The 26097-nt window shown below is 68.4% G+C and carries 24 protein-coding genes; 19 read left to right on the forward strand and 5 right to left on the reverse strand.

Going from position 1 to position 26097, the window contains the following annotated elements:
- Positions 1 to 36 precede the first annotated feature (36 nt).
- The 3 genes from nadA to nadC all read left to right on the forward strand — a co-directional run bounded on the left by nadA (position 37) and on the right by nadC (position 4046).
- Positions 37 to 1092, forward strand: coding sequence for a quinolinate synthase NadA (gene nadA / locus OHQ90_RS16695; protein ID WP_328411537.1), 1056 nt, complete (start codon positions 37 to 39; stop codon positions 1090 to 1092).
- A 109-nt stretch (positions 1093 to 1201) separates the two neighbouring features.
- Positions 1202 to 3058 (forward strand): L-aspartate oxidase, encoded by a 1857-nt coding sequence (locus OHQ90_RS16700; protein WP_328411538.1) that lies wholly within the window; start codon positions 1202 to 1204, stop codon positions 3056 to 3058.
- Positions 3059 to 3185: 127 nt separating this feature from the next.
- The gene (gene nadC / locus OHQ90_RS16705; RefSeq protein ID WP_328411540.1) at positions 3186 to 4046 is read left to right on the forward strand and encodes a carboxylating nicotinate-nucleotide diphosphorylase; all 861 of its coding nucleotides are present in this window, start codon (positions 3186 to 3188) and stop codon (positions 4044 to 4046) included.
- A gap of 63 nt (positions 4047 to 4109) precedes the next feature.
- On the opposite strand, the gene OHQ90_RS16710 is transcribed toward nadC, so the two are convergent.
- Entirely contained in the window at positions 4110 to 5288 is a 1179-nt protein-coding gene (locus OHQ90_RS16710) for a winged helix DNA-binding domain-containing protein (RefSeq protein WP_328411541.1), read from the reverse strand.
- 96 nt (positions 5289 to 5384) lie between these two features.
- Positions 5385 to 5735, reverse strand: a complete 351-nt coding sequence (locus OHQ90_RS16715; protein WP_328411543.1) for an ArsR/SmtB family transcription factor — start codon at positions 5733 to 5735, stop codon at positions 5385 to 5387.
- 104 nt (positions 5736 to 5839) lie between these two features.
- Here OHQ90_RS16715 and OHQ90_RS16720 point away from each other — a divergent pair, with 104 nt between their 5' ends.
- From OHQ90_RS16720 to OHQ90_RS16740, 5 genes are all read left to right on the forward strand, one after another.
- Positions 5840 to 7054: an MFS transporter gene (locus OHQ90_RS16720; protein WP_328411545.1), complete on the forward strand. Its 1215-nt coding sequence runs from the start codon at positions 5840 to 5842 to the stop codon at positions 7052 to 7054.
- A 20-nt stretch (positions 7055 to 7074) separates the two neighbouring features.
- Positions 7075 to 8076 carry an alpha/beta hydrolase family protein gene (locus tag OHQ90_RS16725; RefSeq protein WP_328411547.1) on the forward strand — a complete coding sequence of 334 codons (1002 nt, stop codon included), beginning with the start codon at positions 7075 to 7077 and terminating at the stop codon, positions 8074 to 8076.
- Between the two features lie 83 nt (positions 8077 to 8159).
- Positions 8160 to 9026, forward strand: a complete 867-nt coding sequence (locus tag OHQ90_RS16730; protein WP_328411549.1) for an arylamine N-acetyltransferase family protein — start codon at positions 8160 to 8162, stop codon at positions 9024 to 9026.
- A gap of 72 nt (positions 9027 to 9098) precedes the next feature.
- On the forward strand, positions 9099 to 10850 hold the full coding sequence (locus tag OHQ90_RS16735; protein WP_442941416.1) for a penicillin-binding transpeptidase domain-containing protein: 1752 nt from the start codon (positions 9099 to 9101) through the stop codon (positions 10848 to 10850).
- A 153-nt stretch (positions 10851 to 11003) separates the two neighbouring features.
- The gene (locus tag OHQ90_RS16740) at positions 11004 to 12596 is read left to right on the forward strand and encodes a serine/threonine-protein kinase (protein WP_328411550.1); all 1593 of its coding nucleotides are present in this window, start codon (positions 11004 to 11006) and stop codon (positions 12594 to 12596) included.
- A gap of 5 nt (positions 12597 to 12601) precedes the next feature.
- On the opposite strand, the gene OHQ90_RS16745 is transcribed toward OHQ90_RS16740, so the two are convergent.
- On the reverse strand, positions 12602 to 13456 hold the full coding sequence (locus OHQ90_RS16745; RefSeq protein WP_328411552.1) for a helix-turn-helix transcriptional regulator: 855 nt from the start codon (positions 13454 to 13456) through the stop codon (positions 12602 to 12604).
- 141 nt (positions 13457 to 13597) lie between these two features.
- Here OHQ90_RS16745 and OHQ90_RS16750 point away from each other — a divergent pair, with 141 nt between their 5' ends.
- From OHQ90_RS16750 to hisH, 6 genes are all read left to right on the forward strand, one after another.
- Positions 13598 to 14638: an aldo/keto reductase gene (locus tag OHQ90_RS16750; protein ID WP_328411554.1), complete on the forward strand. Its 1041-nt coding sequence runs from the start codon at positions 13598 to 13600 to the stop codon at positions 14636 to 14638.
- 40 nt (positions 14639 to 14678) lie between these two features.
- Positions 14679 to 14966 carry a putative quinol monooxygenase gene (locus tag OHQ90_RS16755; protein WP_328411556.1) on the forward strand — a complete coding sequence of 96 codons (288 nt, stop codon included), beginning with the start codon at positions 14679 to 14681 and terminating at the stop codon, positions 14964 to 14966.
- Between the two features lie 295 nt (positions 14967 to 15261).
- The gene (gene hisD / locus OHQ90_RS16760; RefSeq protein ID WP_328411558.1) at positions 15262 to 16599 is read left to right on the forward strand and encodes a histidinol dehydrogenase; all 1338 of its coding nucleotides are present in this window, start codon (positions 15262 to 15264) and stop codon (positions 16597 to 16599) included.
- Positions 16596 to 17729, forward strand: a complete 1134-nt coding sequence (locus OHQ90_RS16765; RefSeq protein WP_328411560.1) for a histidinol-phosphate transaminase — start codon at positions 16596 to 16598, stop codon at positions 17727 to 17729. Before hisD ends, OHQ90_RS16765 begins: the two co-directional genes overlap by 4 nt.
- 28 nt (positions 17730 to 17757) lie before the next feature.
- Positions 17758 to 18390 (forward strand): imidazoleglycerol-phosphate dehydratase HisB, encoded by a 633-nt coding sequence (gene hisB, locus OHQ90_RS16770; protein WP_328411562.1) that lies wholly within the window; start codon positions 17758 to 17760, stop codon positions 18388 to 18390.
- Positions 18387 to 19022, forward strand: coding sequence for an imidazole glycerol phosphate synthase subunit HisH (hisH, locus tag OHQ90_RS16775; RefSeq protein ID WP_328411564.1), 636 nt, complete (start codon positions 18387 to 18389; stop codon positions 19020 to 19022). The genes hisB and hisH overlap by 4 nt, the downstream gene beginning before the upstream one ends.
- Positions 19023 to 19216: 194 nt before the next feature.
- Here the strand turns inward: hisH and OHQ90_RS16780 are convergent, their stop codons facing one another.
- Positions 19217 to 19753, reverse strand: coding sequence for a nuclear transport factor 2 family protein (locus OHQ90_RS16780; RefSeq protein ID WP_328411566.1), 537 nt, complete (start codon positions 19751 to 19753; stop codon positions 19217 to 19219).
- A gap of 100 nt (positions 19754 to 19853) precedes the next feature.
- On the opposite strand from OHQ90_RS16780, the gene OHQ90_RS16785 reads away from it, so the two are divergent.
- Positions 19854 to 20306: a MarR family winged helix-turn-helix transcriptional regulator gene (locus tag OHQ90_RS16785; RefSeq protein ID WP_328411568.1), complete on the forward strand. Its 453-nt coding sequence runs from the start codon at positions 19854 to 19856 to the stop codon at positions 20304 to 20306.
- Between the two features lie 207 nt (positions 20307 to 20513).
- On the opposite strand, the gene OHQ90_RS16790 is transcribed toward OHQ90_RS16785, so the two are convergent.
- On the reverse strand, positions 20514 to 21797 hold the full coding sequence (locus OHQ90_RS16790) for a DUF2786 domain-containing protein (RefSeq protein WP_328411570.1): 1284 nt from the start codon (positions 21795 to 21797) through the stop codon (positions 20514 to 20516).
- A 219-nt stretch (positions 21798 to 22016) separates the two neighbouring features.
- Between OHQ90_RS16790 and priA the strand changes: the two genes are divergently transcribed.
- The 4 genes from priA to OHQ90_RS16810 all read left to right on the forward strand — a co-directional run bounded on the left by priA (position 22017) and on the right by OHQ90_RS16810 (position 25933).
- Complete coding sequence (gene priA, locus OHQ90_RS16795) at positions 22017 to 22748, forward strand: bifunctional 1-(5-phosphoribosyl)-5-((5-phosphoribosylamino)methylideneamino)imidazole-4-carboxamide isomerase/phosphoribosylanthranilate isomerase PriA (protein WP_328411571.1); 732 nt, start codon at positions 22017 to 22019, stop codon at positions 22746 to 22748.
- 12 nt (positions 22749 to 22760) lie between these two features.
- Positions 22761 to 23576, forward strand: coding sequence for an inositol monophosphatase family protein (locus tag OHQ90_RS16800; protein WP_328411573.1), 816 nt, complete (start codon positions 22761 to 22763; stop codon positions 23574 to 23576).
- A 40-nt stretch (positions 23577 to 23616) separates the two neighbouring features.
- Positions 23617 to 24390, forward strand: a complete 774-nt coding sequence (gene hisF, locus OHQ90_RS16805) for an imidazole glycerol phosphate synthase subunit HisF (RefSeq protein ID WP_328411575.1) — start codon at positions 23617 to 23619, stop codon at positions 24388 to 24390.
- Between the two features lie 79 nt (positions 24391 to 24469).
- Entirely contained in the window at positions 24470 to 25933 is a 1464-nt protein-coding gene (locus OHQ90_RS16810; RefSeq protein ID WP_328411577.1) for a serine/threonine-protein kinase, read from the forward strand.
- Positions 25934 to 26097 lie beyond the last annotated feature (164 nt).

Consider the following 26097-nt stretch of genomic DNA (forward strand, 5'->3'; position numbering starts at 1 on the left):
GGCGGTGTTGCCGAGCGCATGGAGGAAGGAGCCACCATGGCGACGATGGGAGCAGAGCTCGCAACCGCGCCTGGCACCACGCTGATGGAGCAGGTCACCGACGGGCCCTCGGGATTCACCGGCGTCGAGGGGACGCCCGAGTGGGCGCAGGAGATCAAGCGATTGGCGCGCGAGCGCAACGCCACGATTCTCGCGCACAACTACCAGCTGCCCGAGATCCAGGACGTGGCCGATCATGTCGGGGACTCGCTGGCGCTGTCTCGGATCGCGGCCGAGGCGCCCGAGGACACCATCGTCTTCTGTGGCGTGCATTTCATGGCGGAGACGGCCAAGATCCTCAGCCCCGAGAAGACCGTGCTGATTCCGGACCAGCGGGCAGGCTGCTCGCTCGCCGATTCCATCACCGCGGACGAATTGCGCGCATGGAAGGACGAATTCCCGAACGCCGTCGTCGTGTCGTATGTGAACACCACGGCCGCGGTGAAGGCACTCACCGACATCTGCTGCACGTCCTCGAACGCGGTGGACGTGGTCGCCTCGATCGACCCGGACCGCGAGGTGCTGTTCCTGCCGGACCAGTTCCTCGGCGCACACGTCAAGCGCGTCACCGGTCGCGAGAACATGCAGATCTGGGCGGGCGAATGCCACGTGCACGCGGGCATCAACGGCGAGGAGCTGCAGGAGCAGGCCCGCACCCACCCGGACGCCGAACTGTTCGTGCACCCCGAATGTGGTTGCGCCACTTCGGCGTTATATCTCGCGGGTGCAGGTTCGTTCCCGGCCGACCGGGTGCACATCCTGTCCACCGGCGGCATGATCGATGCCGCCAGGGCCGCCAAGTCGAGCCAGGTGCTCGTCGCCACCGAGGTCGGCATGTTGCACCAGCTGCGCAAGGCCGCCCCCGGCATCGACTTCCAGGCCGTCAACGACCGGGCGTCGTGCAAGTACATGAAGATGATCACCCCGGCCGCGCTGCTTCGGGCCTTGGTGGAGAACCGCGACGAGGTGCACGTCGATCTGGAAACCGCTGCGCTGGCGCGTAACTCGGTGCAACGCATGATCGAGATCGGCAACCCGGGCGGTGGGGAATGAGTGCCGTCTGCGCGATGCTGGAAACGGCTGCGCTGCAATCTGATCCGGTGCGTCGGCGGACCGAGATCGGTAACCGGGCACACGTGCTCGTCCGGAGCGGCAGGAGCAAATGACGATCGCGCCGCCCCGGATCGACTGGGAGGCCGACGCCGACCTGATCGTGATCGGCGGCGGTGTCGCCGGTCTGACCGCGGCGCGTACCGCGTCGCTGCGTGGCCTCAGGGTGCTCATCCTCAGCAAGGGCGGAGCGACCGACACCTCTACCCAGTACGCCCAGGGCGGGATCGCTGTCGTCGCGCCGCACGGGGATTCGGTGCAGTCGCATGTGGACGACACCGTCGAGGCCGGTGCCGGGCTTTGTGATGTCGATGCGGTGCGGTCGATCGTCGAAGGCGGTCAAGACGCGATCGCCGCGCTGACGGACCTGGGTGCGGTATTCGATCTCGGTCGCGACGGCCAGATTTCGCGCACCCGTGAGGGTGGGCACAGCACTCGACGGATCATCCACGCCGGCGGCGACGCCACCGGCGCTGAGGTGCAGCGCGCACTGAACGCGGCCGGCCTTCCGGTCCTCTTCGGCACCGCGGCACTGGAGATCGTCACCGGTCCCGGCGGTGTGCAGGGCGTGATCGCGGTGTCCGAGCGCGGATTCGGGGTCGTGCACGCACCGGCGGTGCTGCTGGCCACCGGTGGGCTCGGCCAGCTGTACGCCCTCAGTACCAACCCGCCCGGGGCGACCGCGGACGGTATTGCGCTGGCACTGTGGGCCGGAGCGACCGTGGCCGATCTCGAATTCGTCCAGTTCCACCCGACGGTGCTGTACACACCGGGCGGGACCGGTCGCAGGCCGCTGATCAGCGAGGCCGTCCGCGGCGAGGGCGCGACACTGGTGGATTCCGAAGGCAATTCGGTGACCGCTGGGGTGCACCCCCGTGGTGATCTGGCACCGCGAGACGTGGTGTCGCGGGCCATCGCGGCGCGGATGCGGGCACTCGGCGCCGACCATGTGTATCTCGATGCCAGGTCCATCGACGGCTTCCCGCAACGGTTTCCGACGATCACCGCCTCCTGCCTGGCCGCAGGCATCGATCCCCGCACCGACCTCATCCCGGTCGCTCCTGCCGCGCACTACCAATGCGGCGGGGTGGTCACCGACACACACGGTCGCACCGCCGTCCCCGGCTTGTACGCGGCGGGTGAGGTAGCGCGAACCGGCCTGCACGGCGCGAATCGGCTGGCCTCCAACAGCCTGCTCGAGGGGCTCGTCGTGGGCGAACGCGCCGGGGCGGCCGCGGCAGAACGCCTCGGCGAGGAAGTGCCCATCACCGAAATCCCGCTCCGCGCCGTACCTCGTGTCGATCGAATGCTGGTGCAACAGTTGATGACCGCCCACGGCTCCGTCGTCCGCGACGCCGCCGGTCTATCCGATGCGACACGCAGGCTGGAGCACGCGGTGCTGCATCGCGTGACGCGGACGGGTCACGGTTCCGCCGGTTCGACGGTGCGTGACAGCAGTGCGACCCCGAGCGGTGCGGCGGCGATCGATCCGTCGATGGACGATGCCGCGGCGATACCCGCCGATCGGGCGGTGCAAGACGGTCGTGGGGTGCGCAATGGCGTGGCGGTGCACGATAGCGCGGCCGAGCACAAAGACGCGTCCGCACCGAACGGCGTCGTGCCGCTACCCGGCCCGGCGCACGGCTCGCCGAGCAGCATTGCGGCGCAACGCATCGCCGAGTTCGAGGACGCCGCGCTCACCTTGACCGCCCGAGTGCTGCTGCTGGCCGCCGCGGCCCGCACCGAGAGCCGCGGTTGCCACACCCGCTCCGACCATCAGGAGCCGACCGAACGCCAGCAACACAGCGTCGCATTCCGCCTTGGCTCCGAGGGCCAACCGGTCCCGGCCCCCGACGGATTCGCCGTCGCCGACCCCTGGCCCCGAGACTCTCTCCCGAGCGCATCGTGACCGCCGGGGTGATCGGTGGCGCATGGTTGCGGCACAACGCGGGAAGCGCCCGCGATGGTGTGCCACTCACCTCGGCGTGGGGCCTCGAATACTGCCCGCTGCGGGCGTGGAGAGTAGGAGTGCAGTGATGAGTTCGGATAGTGGGCTCGAGCGGGGCGAGGTGCTCGCGCTTATTCGTACGGCGTTGAACGAGGATCTGCGGTACGGGCCCGACATCACTACTGCGGCAACCGTTCCCGCGGATGCGGTGGTGAAGGCGTCGGTGGTATCGCGGCAGCCGGGGACGGTCGCCGGGCTCGATGTCGGGTTGCTCGTCCTCGACGAGGTGATCGGGGCAGGGAACTACGAGGTCACCGACCGGGTGGCCGATGGCACCCGGGTGACGCCGGGGCAATCGGTGCTCGGACTGGTTGCACCGACGCGTGGCCTGCTCACCGCCGAACGCACCATGCTGAATCTGGTCTGCCACCTGTCGGGCATCGCGACGGCCACCGCCGCGTGGGTCGACGAGGTCGCCGGCACGAAATGCCGGATCCGCGACAGCCGAAAGACATTGCCCGGCCTGCGCGCCCTGCAAAAGTACGCGGTGCGGGTAGGCGGGGGAGTGAACCACCGAATGGGTCTCGGCGACGCCGCGCTGATCAAGGACAACCACGTGGTCGCTGCCGGTTCGGTGGTCGAAGCGCTGCGCGCGGTCCGCGCCATGGCCCCCGACATCGCCTGCGAAGTCGAGGTCGACAGCCTCGAACAACTGAACGCGGTCCTGGCCGAAAACGTGGAACTGGTCCTGCTGGACAACTTCCCGCTCTGGCAGACCCAGGCCGCTGTCCAGCGCCGCGATGCCGAGGCCCCGCAGACCCGACTCGAATCCTCCGGCGGTCTGACTCTCGACGACGCCGCCGACTACGCCCGCACCGGCGTCGACTACCTCGCGGTGGGCGCACTCACCCACTCGGTGCGAGTGCTCGACCTCGGCTTGGACATGTAGGCGCATCGTCTGTGGCCGAGCCGCTCGATTTCGGCTCGCATCACATCGCCGATGCGCGTCCGCTCAAGCCGTGAGTTCACGCTCGAGCGGGGTGCGGAAGCGGGGGATGGCGCGGACCTCGCCGAACCAGCCGGTGGTGCGGGCGACTTCGGCGTCGATCATGGCCGCGGCGTCGGAGCCGACGTCTTCCAGCAGGCGGTAGGCGATCTCGCCGTCCTTGCGCTGCGCCCAGCCACCGACGATGCGGCCGTCGCACCAGATGGTGGGTCCGATATTGCCATTGCGGTCGAACAGGACCGGTGCGTGCGGGCCCAGATACCAGTCGCGGGATTGCCAGCCCATCGGGGTGGGGTCGAGGGCGGGCAGCAGCGAGACCCAGGGGTCGGGGGCGGGGACGGACTCCAGGTCGTCGGCGAGCAGGATGCCGGTGACGCCGTCCAGGTCGACCTCGACGGTATCGAGGAGGGCGAGAGCCTTGCGGACATCGCCGAGGGACCAGCCGGTCCACCATTTGATATCTGCAATGGGGGCGGGGCCGAAGGCCGACAACCATTTTCGGACCAGTTCGGCGCGGGCGTGGTCTGCAGGCATCGTCGCGACACCGTCGGGCAGCCACGATTCCACCGGCGCCCAGCTGTATTGGCTGCTCGTCCAGCTGCCGTTCGGGCGACCGCGCACGATGCGGCCTTCGACACCGAGGATCACGAGCACCCAGGTGGTGATGCTGGTCGGCTTCGAATATGCCTTCCCAGGTGCCGGATCCACCTGCGTGCGCAGGCGGGGCACGTCCTTGCTCAGCTGGGCGCCGGTGGCCGCGCCGCGAGCAAGTAGCGCCTTGTGGGTCTCGTCTTCGACATCGGCGAGCCATTCGCGGACATTGCCGTCGACCACACCGGCTACCTCGAGGAACTTGCCATAAGTGCGGCGCTGCTTCTCGGCCAGCGCGTCCGCGCACGAAGCTTGCAGCACCGGCAACAGCTCCACCGGCGCGACGAACATGGTGCGTCGCATCGCGAGCAGCCGTAGCAGGGTGCGGTCGTCGTACAGTGCCTGCTCGACGTGTGCCGGAGTGGCGGTGTGGCTGCGCGCGCCGACCGACAGGAACACCGTCGCCGGATCGGTCGCGTGCAGCACGACGAGCGACCGTGCGATATCGGTGACCTCATCGGTGCGGGCGGCAGTGGCCAGCCGGTGTCGTACCGCGAGTCGGGCTCGCCGCTGTGCCGCATCAATCGAACGCATAGGCGAATCTTAACCGCCGGGCATGCCGTGGCCGATCCGGCGATGACGTCGGGCTGTTGCCGTGCCTTGTCGAGGATTGCCGGGTCTCGCCTGCGCTCAGTCCGCCGGTCGCCAGGCGCGCACGAGGTCCAGTAGGCCGGGGAAGCGCGCGTCGAGGTCCTCGATGCGCACGCGGCTGCGCCGTTCGAGCCCGTACTGCTGCTGGCGCGTGACGCCCGCATCGCGCAGCACGCGAAAGTGATGGGTGAGTGTCGATTTCGGTCGATCGATGCCGAACCAGCCGCAGGAGCGATCGGTGTCGGGCGATTCCAGCAGCAGCTTCTGCACGATGTGTAGTCGCAGCGGGTCGCTGAGGACTCCAAGCACGTCTTCGAGGCGGAGATCGGCGCGGGCGGGCTCGGGCAGCGGCGCGACGGTGGTGTCTGGTGCGCGGGTGGCCGATGGCATCGGGTCTCCTCGGTTCGTGGACGCCTTGTACGAGTTCTATCGTACTTGGTGCTAAGTTCGACTATTGTCGTACCAGTACGAGAAGAGTCGAACTAGGAGATCGCATGACGGCAGTCGTGACTCGGCCACACGAGGCGGCCGGAAAAGACCGGGCACACCGCGCCATGATCTGGTTGGCGGCCTGGCCGGTGTTCGCGGTATTCATCCTGTCGAACGCGCCGACCCCGCTGTATGTCGTCTGGCAGCGCTCACTCGGCTTCTCCTCGGGCACCTTGACCGCGATCTTCGCTTGCTACATCGTCGGTCTGCTCGGCGCACTGCTGGTGGCCGGTGTGGTGTCCGATCGCCTCGGCCGCAAGCCGGTGCTGCTGCCAGCACTCGCGCTCGCGATGCTCGCGTGCGTGCTCTTCGCCACGGCGACTTCGGTATTCATGCTCGCGCTCGCCCGGCTGCTGACCGGGATCGGGGTGGGTGCCGCCGTCTCCGCCGGGATGGCGGCCGTCACCGATGTCGGCGGTCCGGAGCGCAAACGTCTTGCCGCACTGGCGGCGTCGGCGGCGATGGTTCTCGGCGCCGGGTTCGGCCCGTTGCTGGCCGGGGTGTTTTCGGAGACCTTGCCCGGCCCGACCGTCACCATTTTCGCCGTCGAGTTCGCGTTGCTGGTCTCGGCATCGGTCGTGGTCGCACGCTTGCGGTTGTCGAAGGGCGCGGGCGGGCACGGGGCGTGGATCCGGATTCCCGCGGTGGCGCCGGGCGGACGGACAGCGGTATTGCTCGGGATCGCTGTCTTCGCGCCCGGGATCACCGCGACGTCCTTCGTGCTGTCACTGGGCCCGTCGCTGCTGTCGAACCTGCTCGGGGCCACCAACCGGGTTGTCGCGGGCGGGCTGGCCTTCGTCATGTTCCTCGGCGCGACCGGCATCCAGTTCGCCGTGCGGCGCTTGCCGATTCGCACCATCATGGTCGGCAGTGCCGTCGCTACCACGGCGAGCATGATCGCGCTCACGGTGTCGGTGTCCACCGTGTCCATCGTGTCGTTCGGCATGGCCGCCGTGCTGGCCGGTCTCGGGCAGGGGATGGGGCAATTCGCCGGACTGACGGCGATCAGTGCCGCCGTGCCCGCCGCGCGGCTGGCCGAGGCGAACGCCGCCCAGAATGTCGGCGGCTATGTGCCTGCGGCGGTGCTGCCGCTCGCGGCGGGGTTCCTCAGCGACGCAATCGATTTGACCAGTGCCACTGCAGCCTTCGCGATGGTCGTGCTCACTGCCGCCGTCGTGGGTGGAATTCTTGTCTGTGTTCGCGCCGTCGGACACCGATAGCGGCATGGCATCATGCGAGGATGACGCGCGGATACGGACTGGCTGCGGTGTGTTGTGCGGTGCTGAGTGTGCTCGCGGCGACCATTTCGGTCGCTGCGCCGGTGTCGGCGGAGCCGGAATGCCAGGTGCGAGTTGCGGTGCGGCCGATCACGCTGACCGTGGACGGTGAGGACGCGACCGGGCTGGTCTACGAGCCGTACCGGTGCGCGCCGGGCGATCTCGCGCCGCGGGGCCTGGTCACCGCCGTGCACGGGTACCGCGGTTCGGCCGCCGACCACGCGGGCTATCTGACCTCGATCGCGCAGCGCACCGCGACCCCGATCGTGTCGATGGATCTGCGCAGCGCGACCAGCGTATGGAAGCCCGGCGAATGGAACCTCTCGGCAGGCCGGCACGACATCGTTGCGGCAACCCAGTGGTACCGGAACGAGCATCCCTCGATTGCCCGCACCGTCCTCTGGGGCTGGAGCCAGGGCGGGATCATGAGCGGCCTTGCCGCGGCCAACGGCCCGCGTGGACTGTTCGACTACTGGGTCGACAATTACGGTCCGGCAGACGATTTCACGATGTGGCTGGCCTCGGCGGGAATCGACCCGAAGCTGCCCGCGCAGATCGAACGCGACGCGGGCGGCTGCCCGCCGACCACTTGTCCTCAGGCCTACCTCGAACGCTCGCCCGCCCTGCTGGCAGGCCAGATGGACATCGAGCGCGCGTTCCTGGTGCACGGCACCGGCGACGACGTGCTGCCGTACGCCACCAGCGTGGAGATGCGGGCCGGCCTGCTCGCCGCGGGCAAGCCGACCTCGATGTACACCATTGTCACCGGCCGCGACCTCAACGGCGCCGTGGTGCCCGGTGGCCACAGCATCGGCCCGGCGTTCTTCGAAGGCGGCTGCGTGGTCGAACGCCTGCTCACCGGAGCCGAGCCGACCGAGGGCCCGGACCGCGACTACATCGTGGACGTCGCGCACGGGCTTGCCACCGCCCCCGCCGCGCCGCCGAACGCGAAGTGCGCCGCCTGAGTCACGTGATTGCGGCACCGCGGAGGAACAGTTCCGGCAGCCGTGTGGTTGCCTCGATGAGACTGACACGAGGAAGAGGTGTGATGAGCAAGCCCGACGATCCCGCCTACCACTGGAACGGCGACGAACTGGACCTGGAAGCGTATCTGGCGCGCATCGGATTCGACGGTGACCGCAGTCCGACCCTCGCGACCTTGCGGGCGCTGGTCTACACGCACACCACCACGATCCCCTTCGAAAACCTGGAGATCGTCCTCGGCCGTGACATTCCGCTGGATCTGGAGTCTTTGCAGAACAAGATGATCCGGCAGCGCCGCGGCGGCTACTGCTACGAGAACGTCGGGCTGTTCGCGGCCGTGCTGGAGCGGCTCGGGTTCGGCGTCACCGGTCTCAGCGGCCGCGTGACCATGGGCGTCGATATCGGCCTACGGCCCGCCACCCACGCGCTGCTGCGCGTGACGACCAGCGACGACGACCGGGTGTGGGTCTGCGATGTCGGATTCGGTTCCGGCCCGCTACAGCCCTACGAGCTGACCGAAGGTCGTGGTGAGTTCGCCCTCGGCGAGTGGCGATTCCGGTTGGAGCGCACCAGCGGCGAGCTGCACAGCGACCTGTGGGTGCTGCACCAGTTCGGCCGTGACGGCTGGATCACCCGCTACACCTTCACCCCGAACCCGCAGTACCGCATCGATTTCGCGGTGGGCAATCACTTCGTGTCGACCTCGCCACGTTCGCCGTTCACCATGCGGCCGTTCGTGCAGCGGTTCCTCCCGGATGCCCATCACATCCTGGATGGCACCACCTGGACCGTAGAACGTCCGGACGGCTCGGGCGAGGTCCGGGAGCTGACACCCGGCGAACTGCCCAAGATCCTGTCGGAGGTCTTCGACATCGACCTCGCCGACGTCGACGCGGCGGCGTTGGCCGACGGGCCCTGGCTCGCCGACTGACCAGCGGCCGGCGGCGCCTCGATGCCACGTGGCTACCCCGGCGCGCCGGGGTAGCCCGATACAGTCGGCTGGGTGCGCACCCACCGGAAGGTCCTCACCCTGTTCGCCGCGCCCGCCTTGGCGTTGACCGGCTGCAGTTCCGGCCCGGACCAGCCCGACACCGTCGCTGGACAATTCGCCGACGCGCTGAACCGCGACGATATCGCCGCCGCCGCGGCCACGACCGACGATCCGGCGAAGGCCGCGGACGCGCTGAACGGGCTCTACGACGGACTCGGCAAAGAGGTGACCTTCGAGGTCCGCTCGGTGGACAAGAACTCCTTCACCCTCGCCGCCACCTGGAAGTTCGGACCGGACGGCAAGAACATGTGGACCTATACCACCACCGGCGCCGCGAATGACACCGGCGACGGCTGGAAGGTCAAGTGGGACCCGACCGCGGTCGCGCCCGGCCTCGACATCGGTCCACTGGCCTACGACCCGGTGTACCCCCGGCCTGCCCGGATCCTCGACACGTCCGGCGGTGAACTGCTGACCCAGCAGGTGGTGACGCTGGTGAACGTGAGCCCCGGCGCGGACACCGACGCGATCGCCGCCATTGTCGGCCCGCTGGCTCCTGGCCTCACCCCGCAATCACTGCAGTCGGATCTCGCTGCGGCCCAAGGCAAGCCGATCACCGCAATCACCCTGCGCGCCACCGACATCGCGCCGATCCAGGCCGCGCTCGAGACTACCCGCGGCGTCACCCTCGCCCCGCAGACCCGGCTGCTGGCCAACGACAAGTCGCTGGCGTCGCCGACGCTGTCGGGCCTGGCCGAGCTCTGGCAGCAGCAGGTCGACGCGGCAACGGGCTGGGTGGTTCGCGTCCAGATTCCCGACGGCAGCAAGCGCCTCGCCGGTCAGGATCCGCAGCCGACCACCGACATCACGACCACCCTGAATATCGACCTCCAGCACGCCGCCGAGGACGCGCTCACGCCGATCGCGCAGCCCGCCACGATCGTCGCTCTGCAACCGTCCACCGGCAATGTGCTCGCGGTCGCCCAGAACGCCGCCGCCGACGCGCAGGGCCCGATCGCGCTCACCGGTCTGTACCCGCCGGGCTCGACCTTCAAGACCGTCACGGTCTCGGCCGCGCTGCAAGCGGGGTCGGTCACGCCCGACTCCGTGCTGCCCTGCCCTGGCGTCGCGAATATCGAGGGCCGCCGGATTCCGAACGACGACAACTTCGACCTCGGTCAGGTGCCGCTGCACACCGCCTTCGCGCGCTCCTGCAATACCACCATGGGCGGCTTAGCGGTGAAGTTGCCAGCCGACGCGTTGACGAAAGCAGCCGCACAGCTCGGCCTCGGTGTCGACTACGTCACACCGGGACTGACCACCGTTACCGGTAAGGTGCCGCCCGCCGAAACCCCCGCGCAACGAGTCGAATCCGGTATCGGACAGGGCCAGGTGACAGCCTCGCCGTTCGGGATGGCGTTGGTCGCGGCCGCGCTCGCCCGCGGCTCGGCGCCCGCGCCCGTACTGGTGACAGGGCAGCCCGGCGTCGCGGACAAGACCGCGGAAAAGCTGCCGACCACCGTTGATGACCAGGTGAAATCCATGATGCGCGAGACCATCACCGGCGGCACCGCCACTGCGCTGCGTGACATTCCCGGCCTGATCGGCAAGACCGGCACCGCGGAGTACATCGACGACAAGCACGCGCACGGCTGGTTCGTCGGTATCGACGGGGACCTGGCATTCGCCGTATTCGTCAGTGATGCGGGTAGTTCGGGCCCCGCGGTGGAGGCTGCGGGACGTATGCTGCGGGCGCGGCGATAGTCATTGTCGTGGTGTGGGCGGCGGATATGTCCCCGCTGCCGCGTGCCCTGGTTTGCGGCCCGCTACACTCATCCCGGAAACGCGTGGGTGGTCAATACGCGGTATGTCACGATTTCGAGAAGGTTCGGAGTAGGCGTCATCGATACCGGTCAATTGATCGCGGAACACTACCGCCTGGTCGAGCGGATTGGTAGCGGCGGCACAGGTGTCGTCTGGCGTGCCATGGACGAACGGCTGCAGCGCTCGGTAGCGGTCAAGCAGATCCACATCCAGCCCAGCCTGCCTCCGGCGGACCGCGACGTCATGCGACAGCGAGCAATCCGCGAGGCGCGCAATGCGGCCCGATTCCAGCATCCGAACGCCATCGTGGTGTTCGACATCACCGAGCACGATGGCGACCCGTGTCTGGTGATGGAATACATGAATTCGCGCAGCCTGGCCGCGGTGATCTCCGCGCAGGGCATGCTGGCGCTGCCACAGGTCTCGCGGATGGGCGAGCAGGTGGCCTCGGCGCTGATCGCGGCGCATCAGGCGGGCATCGTGCACCGCGATGTCAAGCCGGGCAATATCCTGCTCGACGACCACGGCACGGTGAAGATCACCGATTTCGGCATCTCGCGTGCCACCGGTGACGTCACGCTCACCGAGACCGGCTTGATCTGCGGGACCGCCGCCTATCTCGCCCCGGAATGCGCCCGCGGCGCCGATCCCACCCCGGCCTCGGACGTATTCGCCTTGGGCGCAACCCTTTTCCACGCGCTGGAGGGTGAGCCGCCCTACGGTTCCAGCGCCAACCCGCTCGCGGTGCTGTACGCGGCCGCCAACGGCCAGGTGAGCGAGCCGCGGCACGCGGGCCCGGCCACCGATTTCCTGCTGCAGCTGCTGAGTCCGGAACCCGAGGACCGGCCCACCATGCGGGCCGCGCACGACCATCTCGCCGCGCTCGCGGACTCCGGTTCTACGCCGGTGCCCGCCGGATTCATTCCTGCCAGTGAGGCTTTCGGCAGGCGAAGGGTCGGTGAGCCCGAATCGGCCACCCGCGCGCTGCGCCCGTCGGTCAACGCGTCGACGCAGTATCCGCCCACCGAACGGCAAGCACGTCCGGCGCCGCCGCCACGAAACACCAGGCAGCCCAACACTGCCGCGCATCCGCGCACCGCGTCACATCCGCGCACGACAACGCAGCCGAGACCGGTGCCGCGCAAGTCGGGCGGCAAGCGCAAGGCGGTGCTGATCGGCGCGTCGGTGGGTGGGTTGGTCACGGTGGTCGCGCTCCTGATCGGCGCACTGTCCCAGGGCGGTGGCGGCACACCGTCGGGGCAGGCAAGCCCGCCGTCGTCCTCCGTGTCATCGGGCGCCAGTTCCACGACCGCTGCCGGCACGCCGGGGCAGACGAAGAGCGTCGGCCCGGCAGACTCACGGCAATCCATCGATCAAGTGGTGGACTTCTACAACAACCTCACCTATCTGAGGTTCGCGGCGGCATGGAAACAGTTGACTCCCGCCGCCCAGCGGGTTTACGGCAGTCAGCCGGCTTTCCAGGATTACTGGACGCAGAATCGGGTCACGGGCTTCAACACTGTTGATGCGGCCGATGGTGGTACCGGCACCAACCCAGACGGTTCGGTGGAAGTCAATGTGGCCAGCGTGACCTATGCGGGCCAGAACAGGTCGGTGACGCTGCGGTTGATCAACTCTGGCAGCGGGGCCCCACTCATCGACAGCAACACCAAAACAACAGGCTGATCGGATCATCGCAGGCGGGAATGCGTGGAGCTCTCCCGCCACGTCGCCAACAGCTGCAACGCTGTCGCGCTGGCCGATTCCGCCTCGGTGGTGTGCATGACGAGGGCTTGATCCGGGTCGTCGGGCAGACGTAGCGTTTCGAAACCGAGATCCAGCCTGCCGACCACCGGGTGCAGATAGACGTAGCGGCCGTGGGTTTTGTCCCGGAGCTCGTGCTCGTCCCAATGTCTGCGGAACTCAGGGATGTCGCCGAGCTCCGCGAGCAGGGTGCCGATGCCCTTGTCGCCGGGATTGCGGGCCGCGTCCAACCGCAGGTAGGCAACGACGTCGGCGGCCTTGGCGGGCCAATCCTCGTAGAGCTCGCGCATACCCTCGTCGAGGAAGATCAGTCGGGCCAGGTTGCGTTCGCGGGGCGGTAGCGCGCCGAAGTCGGTGATGAGTGCCGCGGCAAGCGGATTCCAGGCCAGCACGTTGGTGCCGCGGCCGACCACATACGCGGGCACGTCGCCCGCGGCGTCGAGCAGTCTGCGCAGACCGGGGCGCACCCGCTGCTCGCCGGGTGGTTCTTCGCCCGACCACGGCCGCGCCAGCCGGTACAGATGTTCGCGTTCCACCTGGTTCAGCCGCAGCGCCTGGGCCACCGCGTCCAGTACCGACTCCGAAAAGTGCAGTGTGCGGCCCTGTTCCAGGCGCACATAGTGATCGACACTCACGCCGGCCAGCATCGCCAGTTCTTCGCGGCGCAGGCCGGGCACCCGGCGGCGGCTACCGTAGCCGGGCAGCCCGACCTCCTCAGGACGCAGGCGCGCCCGCCGGGAACGCAGGAATTCGCCGAGTTCGGCGCGTCGATCCAGACTCACGATTCCAGTATTACCGTGCCGGTGCCCACGAGGGTGGTCGTGGTGTGCCCAGGCTCGCGCGGCGCTGTTTACCGCCGTTGCGTTCGCCGAAAGTTGTTTTCACCGCCGGAACGGTTCCGGCACGGACTGGAGACAGACACCATGAACACCACTCGGCCCTTCGGCGATACGGGCATGAACCTCACTCCGCTCGGCTTCGGCACCTGGGTGATCGCAGGCTCCGGCTGGCAGTACTCGTGGGGCGCCACCGATGACGCCGACTCGATCGCCGCGATCCGGCATGCGATCGGCGCAGGTCTCAATTGGATCGACACCGCACCCGCGTACGGACTCGGCCATGCCGAGGACCTGGTCGGCAGCGCGCTCGCGGACATCCCCGAGGCCGAACGGCCCTACCTGTTCACCAAAACCGGCCTGATCTGGTCGGAAGGCGACGATCGCACCGGCCCGCCGCGCCGGATCATGCGGCCCGACACCGTGCGTGCGGAGCTGGAGGCCTCGCTGCGCCGGCTGCGCGTCGACCACATCGACCTCTATCAGGTGCACTGGCCCGACACCGGCGCGGTGTTCGTCTACGGCGCCGAGGGCGCGGCCGCGGGCCCGGCGACACCGTTGGCGGAGTACTGGCAGGTGATGGCCGACCTGAAGAAGGAAGGCAAGGTGCGCGCGATCGGGCTGTCCAATCACGACGCGGCGCAGCTCGAGGTCGCCGAAAGCATTGCCCACGTCGATGCGATCCAGCCGCCGTTCTCGGCGATCAACCGTTCGGCGGCACCGGAAATCGCCTGGGCACAGCAGCACGGTACCGGCGTGATCGTGTACTCGCCGCTGCAATCGGGGCTGCTCACCGGCGCGTTCACTGCAGAGCGGGCCCGCGCCCTCGGCGCCGACGACTGGCGTTCGTCGCACCCGGACTTCACCACCGGTCTCACCGCGAACCTCGCTCTCGTCGCGGCGCTGCGCCCGATCGCGGCACGGCACGGCGTCGGCGTGGCCGAGGTGGCCCTCGCCTGGGCGACGGCATGGCCGGGCGTGACCGGCGCGATCGTCGGTGCGCGCAACATCGCCCAGATCGACGGCTGGATCGGCGCGCGCGAGCTGACGCTGACCCCCGCAGAGCTCCAGGAAGTCGCCACCGCGATCACCACCACCGGTGCGGGGACCGGCCCCGCACAGGCCTGACGGACACCGCCCACCCGCTCTACACCGAAAGAGAATCCTGATGAACCTGCACGTTGTCGCCGAATTCCGTGCCGCAGCCGGACTAGAGGACCGGCTGCGCACCGCCCTGGAAGCAATGATCGAGCCGTCGCTCGCCGAACCCGGCTGCCTCGGTTACCAGCCCTACACCGACCCCAACGATGTCGGCAGGATGGTTCTCGTCGAGGAATGGACCGGCTCCGATGCCCTCGACGAGCACTTCACCACACCGCATTTCTTCCACGTGCGCGACGTGCTCGCCGAAATCCTCGCCGAGCCGATGGTCATCAAGCGCCTCGTCACCGCCTGATCGACCCCAGCGGCCCCGCCCCGGTTCCTCCGATCCGGTGCGGGGCTGTGGTGTCTTCCCGAGTGCGAGCGCATCGATCTCGTCACGTGCCCGAGGCAGGTCCGCGTCCGGTCGGCCGGTCTGTCGAAGCCGCCACCGATCGACAGCGGCGACCTCGGCGATCGCCGGATAACGTGATCGGGGCGCGCGCTGTGGCGTGATCTGTCTCTATGCGGCGGTTAACCGGTGGCGACCGCCCGATAGGCTGGTAGCCGAACTCCAAGCATGACCAGCACAGACAGGACTGCACACCGAGATGACAAGCCGCATCGAGCTCGCCCGCGTTGATCTGCGCGGTCGCACTCCCTCCGCTGCCGAGCTGCGCACCGCGCTGCCGCGCGGAGGGGTCGACGTCGACTCGGTATTGCATCAGGTGCGGCCGGTGGTCGAGGCCATCCGTGACCGCGGTGTCTCGGCGGCGCTGGAATTCAGCGAGATATTCGACGGCGTGATCCCGCCCGGCGTCCGGGTGCCCGCCGCCGAGCTCGACGCCGCGCTCGGAAACCTCGATCCGGCCGTGCGGGCCGCGCTCGAGGTCGCCATCGAACGCACCCGCACGGTGCACGCGGACCAGCGCCGCACCGACACCACCACCGAGGTCGTGCCGGGCGGCACCGTGACCGAGCGCTGGGTGCCGGTCGAGCGGGTCGGCCTGTATGTGCCGGGCGGCAATGCCGTTTACCCGTCCAGCGTCGTGATGAACGTGGTGCCCGCGCAGGCGGCGGGGGTCGAATCCCTTGTCGTCGCCTCACCGCCGCAGGAACAGTTCGGTGGACTGCCGCACCCGACCATCCTGGCGGCCGCGAAGCTGCTCGGTGTCGAGGAAGTGTGGGCCGTCGGCGGTGCACAGGCCGTCGCGCTGCTGACCTACGGCGGCAACGACACCGACGGCGTCCAGTTGGAGCCGGTCGACCTGATCACCGGCCCCGGCAATATCTACGTCACCGCGGCCAAGCGGTTGTGCCGCGGCCTGGTCGGGATCGATGCCGAGGCGGGCCCGACCGAGATCGCGATCCTGGCCGACGCCACCGCCGATCCGGTGCACGTGGCCGCCGATCTGATCAGCCAGGCCGAGCACGATGTGCTGGCGGCCAGCGTCCTCGTCACCGACAGCGCCGAGCTGGCCGACGCCGTCGATGCCGCGCTCAGCACGCAGATGACGGTGGTCAAGCACGCGCACCGCGTCGCGGAGGCGTTGCGGGGCAAGCAGTCCGGCACCGTGCTCGTCGACGATATCGAGCAGGGCTTGCGCGTGGTGAATGCCTATGCGGCAGAACACCTCGAGATCCAGACCGCCGACGCTGCCGCCGTCGCGGCACGCGTGCGCAGTGCCGGAGCGATTTTCGTCGGCGCGTACGCGCCGGTCAGTCTCGGCGACTATTGCGCGGGCTCCAACCACGTGCTGCCGACGGCTGGATGTGCCAGGCACTCTTCGGGTTTGAGCGTGCAGACCTTCCTGCGCGGCATCCACGTCGTCGAATACACCGAGACGGCGTTGAAGGATGTGGCCGGTCATGTGGTCGCGCTGGCCAATGCCGAGGATCTGCCCGCACACGGTCAGGCCGTGCAGGCGCGATTCGAGGCGCTGGCATGACACCGGACATCACCCTGCCCGGTTCCCGAGTGAGCCTGGAGGACCTGCCGCTGCGCGAGAACCTGCGCGGCAAGAAGCCTTACGGCGCACCGCAGTTGACGGTGCCCGTGCAGCTGAACACCAATGAGAACCCGCACCCGCCGAGCCGGGCGCTCATCGACGACGTCGCCGAATCCATTCGCGCCGCGGCCGCCGACCTGCACCGCTACCCGGACCGGGATGCGGTGGCATTGCGGTCGGATCTGGCCGCATATCTCCGCGGCCAGACCGGTGTCGCGGTGGACACGGCCAACGTCTGGGCGGCCAACGGCTCCAATGAGATCCTGCAGCAGCTGCTGCAGGCCTTCGGCGGGCCGGGCCGCAGCGCACTGGGTTTCGTGCCGTCGTACTCGATGCACCCGATCATCGCCGAGGGCATCGACACCGAATGGATCGAGGCCAAGCGCAACGCGGACTTCGCTCTCGACATCGACTACGCACTGACCGCCATCGTCGAACGCTCGCCGAACGTGGTGTTCGTGACCAGCCCGAACAACCCCACCGGCCACAGCATTCCGCAGGACGATCTGGCACGGATCCTCGATGCGGCGCCCGGCATCGTGGTGGTCGACGAGGCGTACGGCGAGTTCTCTGCCGCGCCCAGCGCGATCGGCCTGATCGACCGGTATCCCACCAAACTCGTGGTGACCAGGACGATGAGCAAGGCGTTCGCTTTCGCGGGCGGCAGGCTCGGCTACCTGGTCGCCGCGCCCGCGGTGATCGACGCGATGCTGCTGGTGCGGCTGCCCTACCACCTGTCGGTGGTGACCCAGGCCGCCGCGTGCGCGGCACTGCGGCATGCCGACGAAACCCTCGCCAGCGTTGCCGAATTGGCGGCCCAGCGTGACCGAGTCGCGGCGGCCCTGCGCGACCTCGGTTTCGACGTGGTCCCCAGCGACGCCAACTTCCTGCTGTTCGGCCGGTTCACCGATGCCGCGAAGACCTGGCAGCGCTACTTGGACGAGGGCGTGCTGATCCGCGATGTCGGCATCCCCGGCTATCTGCGCACCACGATCGGTCTGGCCGCGGAGAACGACGAACTGCTGCGCGTCAGCGCCATGGTGGTCGGCACCGACCTGACGCCCCGATGAACAGCCCCCGAAGCGAATGGAAGTGAGCATGAGTAGGACAGCGCGGGTGGAGCGGATCACCAAGGAATCCAGCATTGTCGTCGAGCTGGATCTGGACGGAACCGGCAAGACCGAGATCTCCACCGGGGTCCCATTTTACGACCACATGCTGACCGCCCTCGGTGCACATGCCAGCTTCGACCTGACCGTGCGCGCCGAAGGCGACATCGAGATCGAGGCGCATCACACGGTCGAGGACACCGCGATCGTGTTCGGCCAGGCTCTCGGTAAAGCGCTGGGCGACAAATCCGGCATCCGGCGCTTCGGTGATGCGTTCATTCCGATGGACGAGACGCTCGCGCACGCGGCGGTCGATGTGTCGGGACGGCCGTACTGCGTGCACACCGGGGAACCGGATCACCTGCTGCACGCGGTGATTCCCGGCTCGCCGGTGTCGGGCCGCGGCACTGCGGGTGCACCGTACTCCACGGTGCTCAACCGGCACGTCTTCGAGTCGATTGCCCTCAACGCCCGCATCGCGCTGCATGTGCGGGTGCTCTACGGTCGCGACCAGCATCACATCACCGAGGCCGAATTCAAGGCGGTGGCACGGGCTTTGCGCGCCGCCGTCGAACTGGACCCGCGGGTGAGCGGTGTGCCGTCGACGAAGGGGACACTGTGACCAAGAGATCCGTTGTCCTACTCGACTACGGTTCGGGCAACCTGCACTCCGCCGAGCGCGCCCTGGTGCGTGCGGGCGCGCAGGTCGAGGTCACCGCGGACCCGGAGGCCGCGCTCACCGCGGACGGTCTGGTCGTCCCCGGTGTCGGCGCCTACGCCGCCTGCATGGCGGGGCTGCGAGAGGTGCGCGGCGAGCGCATTATCGGCCAGCGCCTCGCCGGCGGTCGCCCGGTGCTCGGCATCTGCGTCGGCATGCAGATCCTGTTCGAGCGCGGCGTCGAATTCGGCGTCGAAACCGAGGGCTGCGCCGAATGGCCCGGTGTCGTCGAACGCCTGTCGGCCCCGGTCCTGCCGCACATGGGCTGGAACACTGTCTCCGCGCCGCGCGACAGCACCCTCTTTGCGGGTATGGACGCCGACACCCGCTTCTACTTTGTCCACTCCTATGCCGCCCAAACCTGGGACCTCCCGCCGAGCGAACATTTCGCCTCGCCCAAACTCACCTGGGCCGAGCACGGCGTGCCGTTTCTGGCGGCCGTCGAAAACGGACCACTCGCGGCGACCCAGTTCCATCCCGAGAAGTCCGGTGACGCGGGTGCACAGCTGCTGCGCAACTGGGTGGACTCGCTGTAGATCCTGTACCTGTGGCCCCGGGCGACCATTCTGTTCGACGAGCGCGGCCGCTACTCGCCGGCCGAAATCGAGCGTGCCGCAACGGAGTTCCAGATCGGCGAGGGTTCCGGATAGCCGCGGCGGTGTTTGCGATCGCCGCCGCGCTCTGCCGCTATTGCGCGAAGGTGCTCGCCGCGGCGCACTGAATTCGATGGTTACGGGCGGGTGCCGGTAGACCAGATGGGCGTGGTCTCCACCCGTGACAGCCGCCAGCCCTCGCCGGTGCGGACCGCGTCGAAACGGTAGATCTCGCCGAGGGTGTACTGCGGCTGCGGTGGGGTCTTCGCATCGGTGGGTGCGGGGGCGAAGGTGGCGATGAGGTTGGCTCGGACGCCTGCGGTCTCGCCCTCGAGGTCGATCATCACATTGCTGATGAAGTGCTGAATCCGCTTGCCGTCGGAGTGGTTTCGGCTGGCCTGCGCGATCAGCGCGTCCCGGCCTTCGGCCTTGCCGCCGGGAGTCTTCGCGGTGGCCTCGGTGGTGTAGATCCCGCGGAAGTCGTCGAAGCGGCCCTCGTCCAGGGCTCGGCCCAGTTGGTCGACCAGGGCGGTGATCTGGTTGCGGTCCACCAGTTCTCGCAGCTCACGCTGTGTCGGCTTGTCGTCGGTTGCCGTGGCTTTCGTCGTGCAGGCGGCGGCGAGCACGGCCAGCGGAAGGGCGGCAACGGCCAAGGCGATACGGATCTTGTTCATGGGTGGAACCTTTCGAAATATATGTTGGTATGTCCAATGTTGGTGGCGCCAACGTTATCAGGTCGTGGGTGCAACCAACAAGTGTTGCTAGATTGGCCGGATGGACATCGCTCACGAAGGTGCACCGCGCAGGCTGCGCGCCCTCCCGACCAGGCTGGTCAACCAGGTGGCCATCGTGGCCGACCGGGCGGCCGAGCGGGCCTTGGAAACCACGGGATCGCGCCGCCACCACTACGCCCTGCTCGTCGCCCTGCGGGAATTCGGCCCGGCCAGTCAGGCCGATCTGGGCAGACGGACCCGCATTGATCGCAGCGACATCGTCGCCGCGCTCAACGACCTGGCCGAGCGTGGATTCGTCGAGCGCAGCCCGGATCCCGCCGACCGCCGCCGGAATACAGTCACCCTCACCGCAGCGGGCGCTCGTCATCTTGCGGAGCTGGATCAGCGACTCGACGGTGCCCAGGATGAACTCCTCGCCGCTCTTTCGAGCCCAGAGCGTGCTGAGTTGGTCCGTCTGCTGACCAAGATCCTCGACGATCACGCGCGCGGGTGAGCACAATCGCCGGCATCTTCCCCTCCGGTGTCCGCGCTTCGAGGTGCTGCGATGCGAGTCCGGCGGATGCGGGCGCGAGCTCACCAGGCAACATTCTGTGCGCGACTGTGGTCGCGCAGGTTTGCCGGGGCAGCACTGAGGGGAGGCCGGTGCTACTGAAACACTGTGGGGGAGAGGGTGTTTCGCATACGCCGCTGATCGGTCCGGTTAGCGCTTCGCGGAGTGGCCTTGGAACCGGGCCCGGTCGGCAGCCTCGAGCCCCGCTTCCCATCCCTCGGCACTGCGGATCGTGATGCCACGGCTGCGCACCGCGGGATAGAGGGTGTCGAAAGCCTCGTCCACGGTCCGCTGACGGGAGGCGAGCACCGGCAGCAGCCGTGCGGGGTTGGTGGATTCGGCGATCGTGCTCTCGTTCGCCGCCGCGAGTCGTTCACCGATCCGAGTGGCGTACGCGGTGAGGAACGCCTTGCGGAAGGCACGCGACCGCGACTCGTCGCTGCGAATGGTCTGGTTACCGGTGGCGATCATCGCCCTGGTCGCCTGTACGAGCAGGGACGTCGTCAGCAGTTCGACGGCGTCCAGATCGCTGTCGTCGCCCACCACGGTCATGAACTCCCACGCCGCGACGAAGATCGCGCGGCAGCGGTTGGCTCGGGTGACCACCTCGACGAGCAGCGCCTTGGCTTCCACATAGGGGGTGTCCAGCCAGATCCTGCGGGCACCGGGCAGATCGGGCACAGCGGTGTCCGCACCGACGAGCACGCGGTCGAGGGCATATTTGGTCATCAGCTCCTGAGCCTTGGCCGACAGGGTCTCGGCCTCCTCGGGGAACGAGGTCGACTCCGCCTTCGCGAGCAGGCCGCGGACGCGGCCGAGCACCTTCTCGTCGACGCCGTGGTGCGTGGCCGGGTGCACATTCGCCGAGCCGGGCAACGGCCGAATCAGTTCCAACTTCGGCAGCCCGACCAGCAGCGCGAGCGCCGCCACGACAGTCGTCACCGCTTCGGTGTTGCTCAGCAGTTGACGGGTCGCCCACTGGATGAGATGCGGTTGCGCTCCCGCCCACCACGTGCGGGCCGCCAGCTCGTCGAGCTGGGCGCGCCAGGTCTCATCCACCAGCTCGGGCGCGAAAGGCGCGAGGTGGGCGGCCATCACGTCGGTGAGATAGCCGACCGCGAACTCGTCGACGCGCCGACGGGCCACCTGATGGACGTCCATCGGCAGCCAGCCGTATTGGAAGACCCGATCAACGACGCGCTGACCAGCCAGTCGCACGCCGTCCGCCAGCTCATACGTCAGCGGACCGGAGCCGGCAAGCTGTTCGATGAAGCGCTGCACCGCAACAGCATTACCTTGCGCCGACGCCACGGCCGCCGCCGTGATCGCGTCGGCGATCCGCTCTGGATCCGATGACACTGCGGTGGCGTCCAGCGCCGGACCGTCGGTACGCGCCGCCCGCCCGGTTCGGCGTCGCCGATTCTGTTTGCCCATGATCGCCGCTCCCTTCTCGACGACCGGCTGTATCGAGTCGCGCGCCGCCGCTGCTGCTGGCGCGGGTGACCAGCGTTGCCATACTGCACGTGCCGTCCGATCGACGACCATCCGACACCCAGGCCGCAGCTGCGGGGAGATTGCTCGGGTGGGTGATCTCCGAGCACATATCCGCAGGCCGGAGGTGGGGGGCGCGGAGCAAGCAACTAAGCTGCTGGCGTGAGTCTTGTGCTGCTACCTGCTGTCGATGTCGCCAATGGTGAGGCCGTGCGCCTCGTGCAGGGGGAGGCGGGCAGCGAAACCAACTACGGCTCGCCCCGCGATGCGGCACTGGCGTGGCAGGAAGCTGGTGCGGAGTGGGTGCATCTGGTCGATCTCGATGCGGCCTTCGGGCGTGGCTCCAACCGGGAACTGCTCGCCAAGGTGGTCGGCGAGCTCGATGTGCAGGTAGAGCTGTCCGGCGGCATCCGTGACGACGAATCGCTCGAGGCCGCACTCGGCACCGGCTGCGCCCGCGTGAACCTCGGGACTGCCGCGCTGGAGGACCCGCAGTGGTGCGCCCGCGCCCTCGCCAAGTACGGCGAGCGTATCGCCGTCGGGCTCGACGTGCGCATCATCGACGGCGAGCACCGGCTGCGCGGTCGCGGCTGGGTCAGCGACGGTGGCGACCTGTGGGAGGTGCTCGAGCGCCTGGAACGCGACGGCTGCACCCGCTATGTCGTCACCGATGTGACCAAGGACGGCACGCTCACCGGCCCCAACCTGGACTTGCTCCGCGAGGTCTGCGCCGCGACCGACGCGCCGGTCATCGCCTCGGGCGGCGTGTCGACCATCGAGGACCTGATCGCGATCTCCGAGCTGGTGCCCGAAGGTGTAGAGGGGTCGATCGTCGGCAAGGCGCTGTACGCGGGCCGCTTCACGCTGCCCGAGGCGCTGGCCGCGGTGCGCTGAGCCTGCGACCCGATGGCTGCCGCCCGCTCGAATTCCGAACTTTCGTCTCTGCTGGCTCTCGCGAGCGAGATCCTCGATGCCGCCAGTGCGCGCTTCGTCGAGGGCGTCGGCGCGCCGAGCGCGGTTGCCAAGGGCCGCAACGACTTCGCCACCGAACTCGATCTGGAGTTGGAGCGCACCATCTCGGCGCGGCTCGAGCAGCAGACCGGAATCGAGGTGCACGGTGAAGAATTCGGCGGCCCGCAGCTGACCTCCGGCACCGCATGGGTGCTCGATCCGATCGACGGCACCTTCAATTACTCCGCCGGGCATCCGCTTTCGGGCATGCTGCTCGCGCTGGTGCACGACGGCGAACCACTGCTCGGGCTGACCTGGCTGCCGGTACTCGACCGGCGGTACGCCGCCATGTCCGGCGGTCCGGTATTGCTCGATGGAAAGCCGTTGCCGCCCTTGCCGCGCGGCAAACTGGCCGAGGCGATGATCGGATTCGGCGCGTTCAACGTGGATTCCAACGGGCGCATCCCCGGTCGCTTCCGCTTCGATCTGCTCGGCCCGCTGAGCAGGTTGTCCTCGCGGGTGCGGATGCACGGCTCGACGGGTATCGACCTGGCGTTCACCGCGTCCGGTGTGCTGGGTGGCGCGATCGTGTTCGGGCACCATCCCTGGGACAACGCAGCGGGCGTGGCATTGGTGCGCGCCGCGGGTGGCGTGGTGACCGATCTGGCAGGCGAGCCGTGGACCATCACCTCGGGTTCGGTGCTCGCCGCCGCGCCGGGGGTCCACGAAGAACTCCTGGACATGATCTGCACGGTCGCCGACGAAGCATGAGCCGCAGCAGTACTTGCAGTTTCCGAGGAAGGGTGAGCCGATGACGTTGGCCGTACGCGTGATTCCGTGTCTCGATGTCGATGCGGGCCGGGTGGTCAAGGGCGTCAATTTCGAAAACCTGCGTGATGCCGGCGATCCGGTCGAACTGGCCGCCGCCTACGACCTCCAGGGCGCCGACGAGCTGACCTTCCTCGACGTCTCCGCATCCACGAGCGACCGCGGCACCATGATCGATGTGGTGACGCGCACTGCCGAGCAGATCTTCATCCCACTCACCGTCGGCGGTGGGGTGCGCACGGTCGAGGATGTCGACCGGCTGCTGCGCGCGGGCGCGGACAAGGTCTCGGTCAACACCGCCGCCATCGCCAGGCCGGAGGTACTGCGCGAAATGTCGGAGCGGTTCGGTTCCCAATGCATCGTGCTGTCGGTGGATGCCCGCACCGTCCCGCCGGGCCGGGCCGACACCCCGTCGGGCTGGGAGGTCACCACGCACGGCGGCAAGCGCGGCACGGGCATCGACGCTGTCGAATGGGCCGTGCGCGGCGCGGAACTCGGCGTCGGGGAGATCCTGCTCAACTCGATGGACGCCGACGGCACCAAAGCGGGCTTCGACCTGCCCATGATCCGCGCGGTGCGCGCCGCGGTGACGGTGCCGGTGATCGCCAGCGGGGGAGCCGGCGCGATCGAGCACTTTGCCCCGGCCGTGCACGCGGGCGCCGATGCGGTGCTGGCCGCCAGCGTATTCCACTTCGGTGACCTCACCATCCCACAGGTCAAACGCGCCATGCGGACCGAGGGCATCGTCGTCAGGTAGGTTTTGCCGACCTGGCTACGGGCAATGCCTCGAGCTAGGGTTTTGCTGCTCGATCAAGGTCTGCGATCGGAGGAACGGCGTGCTGGGTGAAGGTGAGCTGTTCGCTGGATACCGCATCGAACGCCTGCTCGGCCAGGGCGGCATGGGGTCGGTGTATCTGGCCGGGCATCCGCGGTTGCCGCGCTCGATGGCCTTGAAGCTGCTCAACCCGGAGTTGTTCAGCGACAACGAGATCAGGGCCCGGTTCGAACGCGAAGCAGATCTGGTCGCCCAGCTGGACCATCCGAATATCGTCACTGTGTTCGATCGCGGTGTCGAGGACGAGCAGCTGTGGATCTCCATGCAGTACGTCGACGGCATCGACGCCTCGACGATCGATCGGAGCAAGCTGCCGCCGACGCGGGCGGCCCAGATCGTTGCCGAAACCGCGAAGGCATTGGATTTCGCGCACGGCAGTGGAGTCCTGCACCGTGATGTGAAGCCGGCCAATATTCTGCTCGCCCGCGCGACCGGCGGTCAGGAGCGGGTATTTCTCACCGACTTCGGCATCGCCCGGTTGCGCGACGACGCCGGTCATCTGACATTGACCGGAACCTTCACCGCCACTTTGGCTTACGCCGCACCCGAGCAGCTGACCGGTGCCCCGATGGACGGCCGCGCGGACCAGTACGCGCTGGCCTGCACGCTGCACTGGCTGCTGACCGGCGTGGCGCCGTTCGAAGCGCCGAGCCCGCCCGCGGTGATCCAGGGCCACCTCCAAGTCCCGCCGCCCCGCGTCACCGCACGGCGCGCCGATCTGCCGGCGGCATTGGACGAGGTGCTGATCCGGGCCCTCGGCAAGCGCCCCACCGACCGCTACGGCTCCTGCACCGAGTTCGCGGAGGCGGTGTACCGAGCACTGCATATGTCGGCCCCCCACGCGATGCCCGTAACAGGTCGGCCCGGCCCGGCTGCGACCGCAGCGCCGATCCCCGAACACCCGCCCGCGCAGCAGCATGCGCACCTGAATCCGCAGTCCTACCCGAGCCCACAGTCTTCTCAGGGCTCGCAGCCTTATCCGAGCATGCAGCCCTACCCGAGCCAGCAGGGCTCCCCAGGCGCGCAACCGCACCTGAATCCGCAGCCCTACCAGGGCTCGCATCCTCATCCGAGCGTGCAGCCCTATGCGAGCCCGCAGTCCTCCCGCGGCTCGCAGCCCTATCCGAGCGTGCAGCCTTATCCGAGCCCGCAGTCTTCGCAGGGCTCCCAGCCCTATCCGAGCATGCAGTCCGCTCAGATCTCGCAGCCTCATCCGCAGCCCTACCAGGGCTCACAGCCCCACCCGAGCCCCCAGCTTCCCCTGAATCCGCACAACCCAGGTCCGCAGCCTCAGGCCGCGCCCGGATACCCCACTCCCACCGGGCAACCCGCTGGTTTCTCGGCGAGCCCGCCGCCATATGGCCACCAGACAGCGCCCGGCTCCGGTTCGGGGGGAACGGTATTGGTCGTTCTCGGCATTGTGGCACTGATCGTCGTCATAATCGTCGTTGCTCTCCTTGTCTGAGACATCGACGACCTCGACGAGGGCCGTGTGCGCTATCGGGCGGCGCGGGGGACCTACCGGAAAACCCCTGAGCGCCGCACTCGACGCGCCGGACGGTGTCGCCGAGGCGCTGCGCCGTAACTCGTCTGTCTCAGCCGGATAGTGCCGGTAAAGCCTCGGCCCAC

This window comes from Nocardia sp. NBC_00403 (genome assembly GCF_036046055.1).
Taxonomy (GTDB): domain Bacteria; phylum Actinomycetota; class Actinomycetes; order Mycobacteriales; family Mycobacteriaceae; genus Nocardia.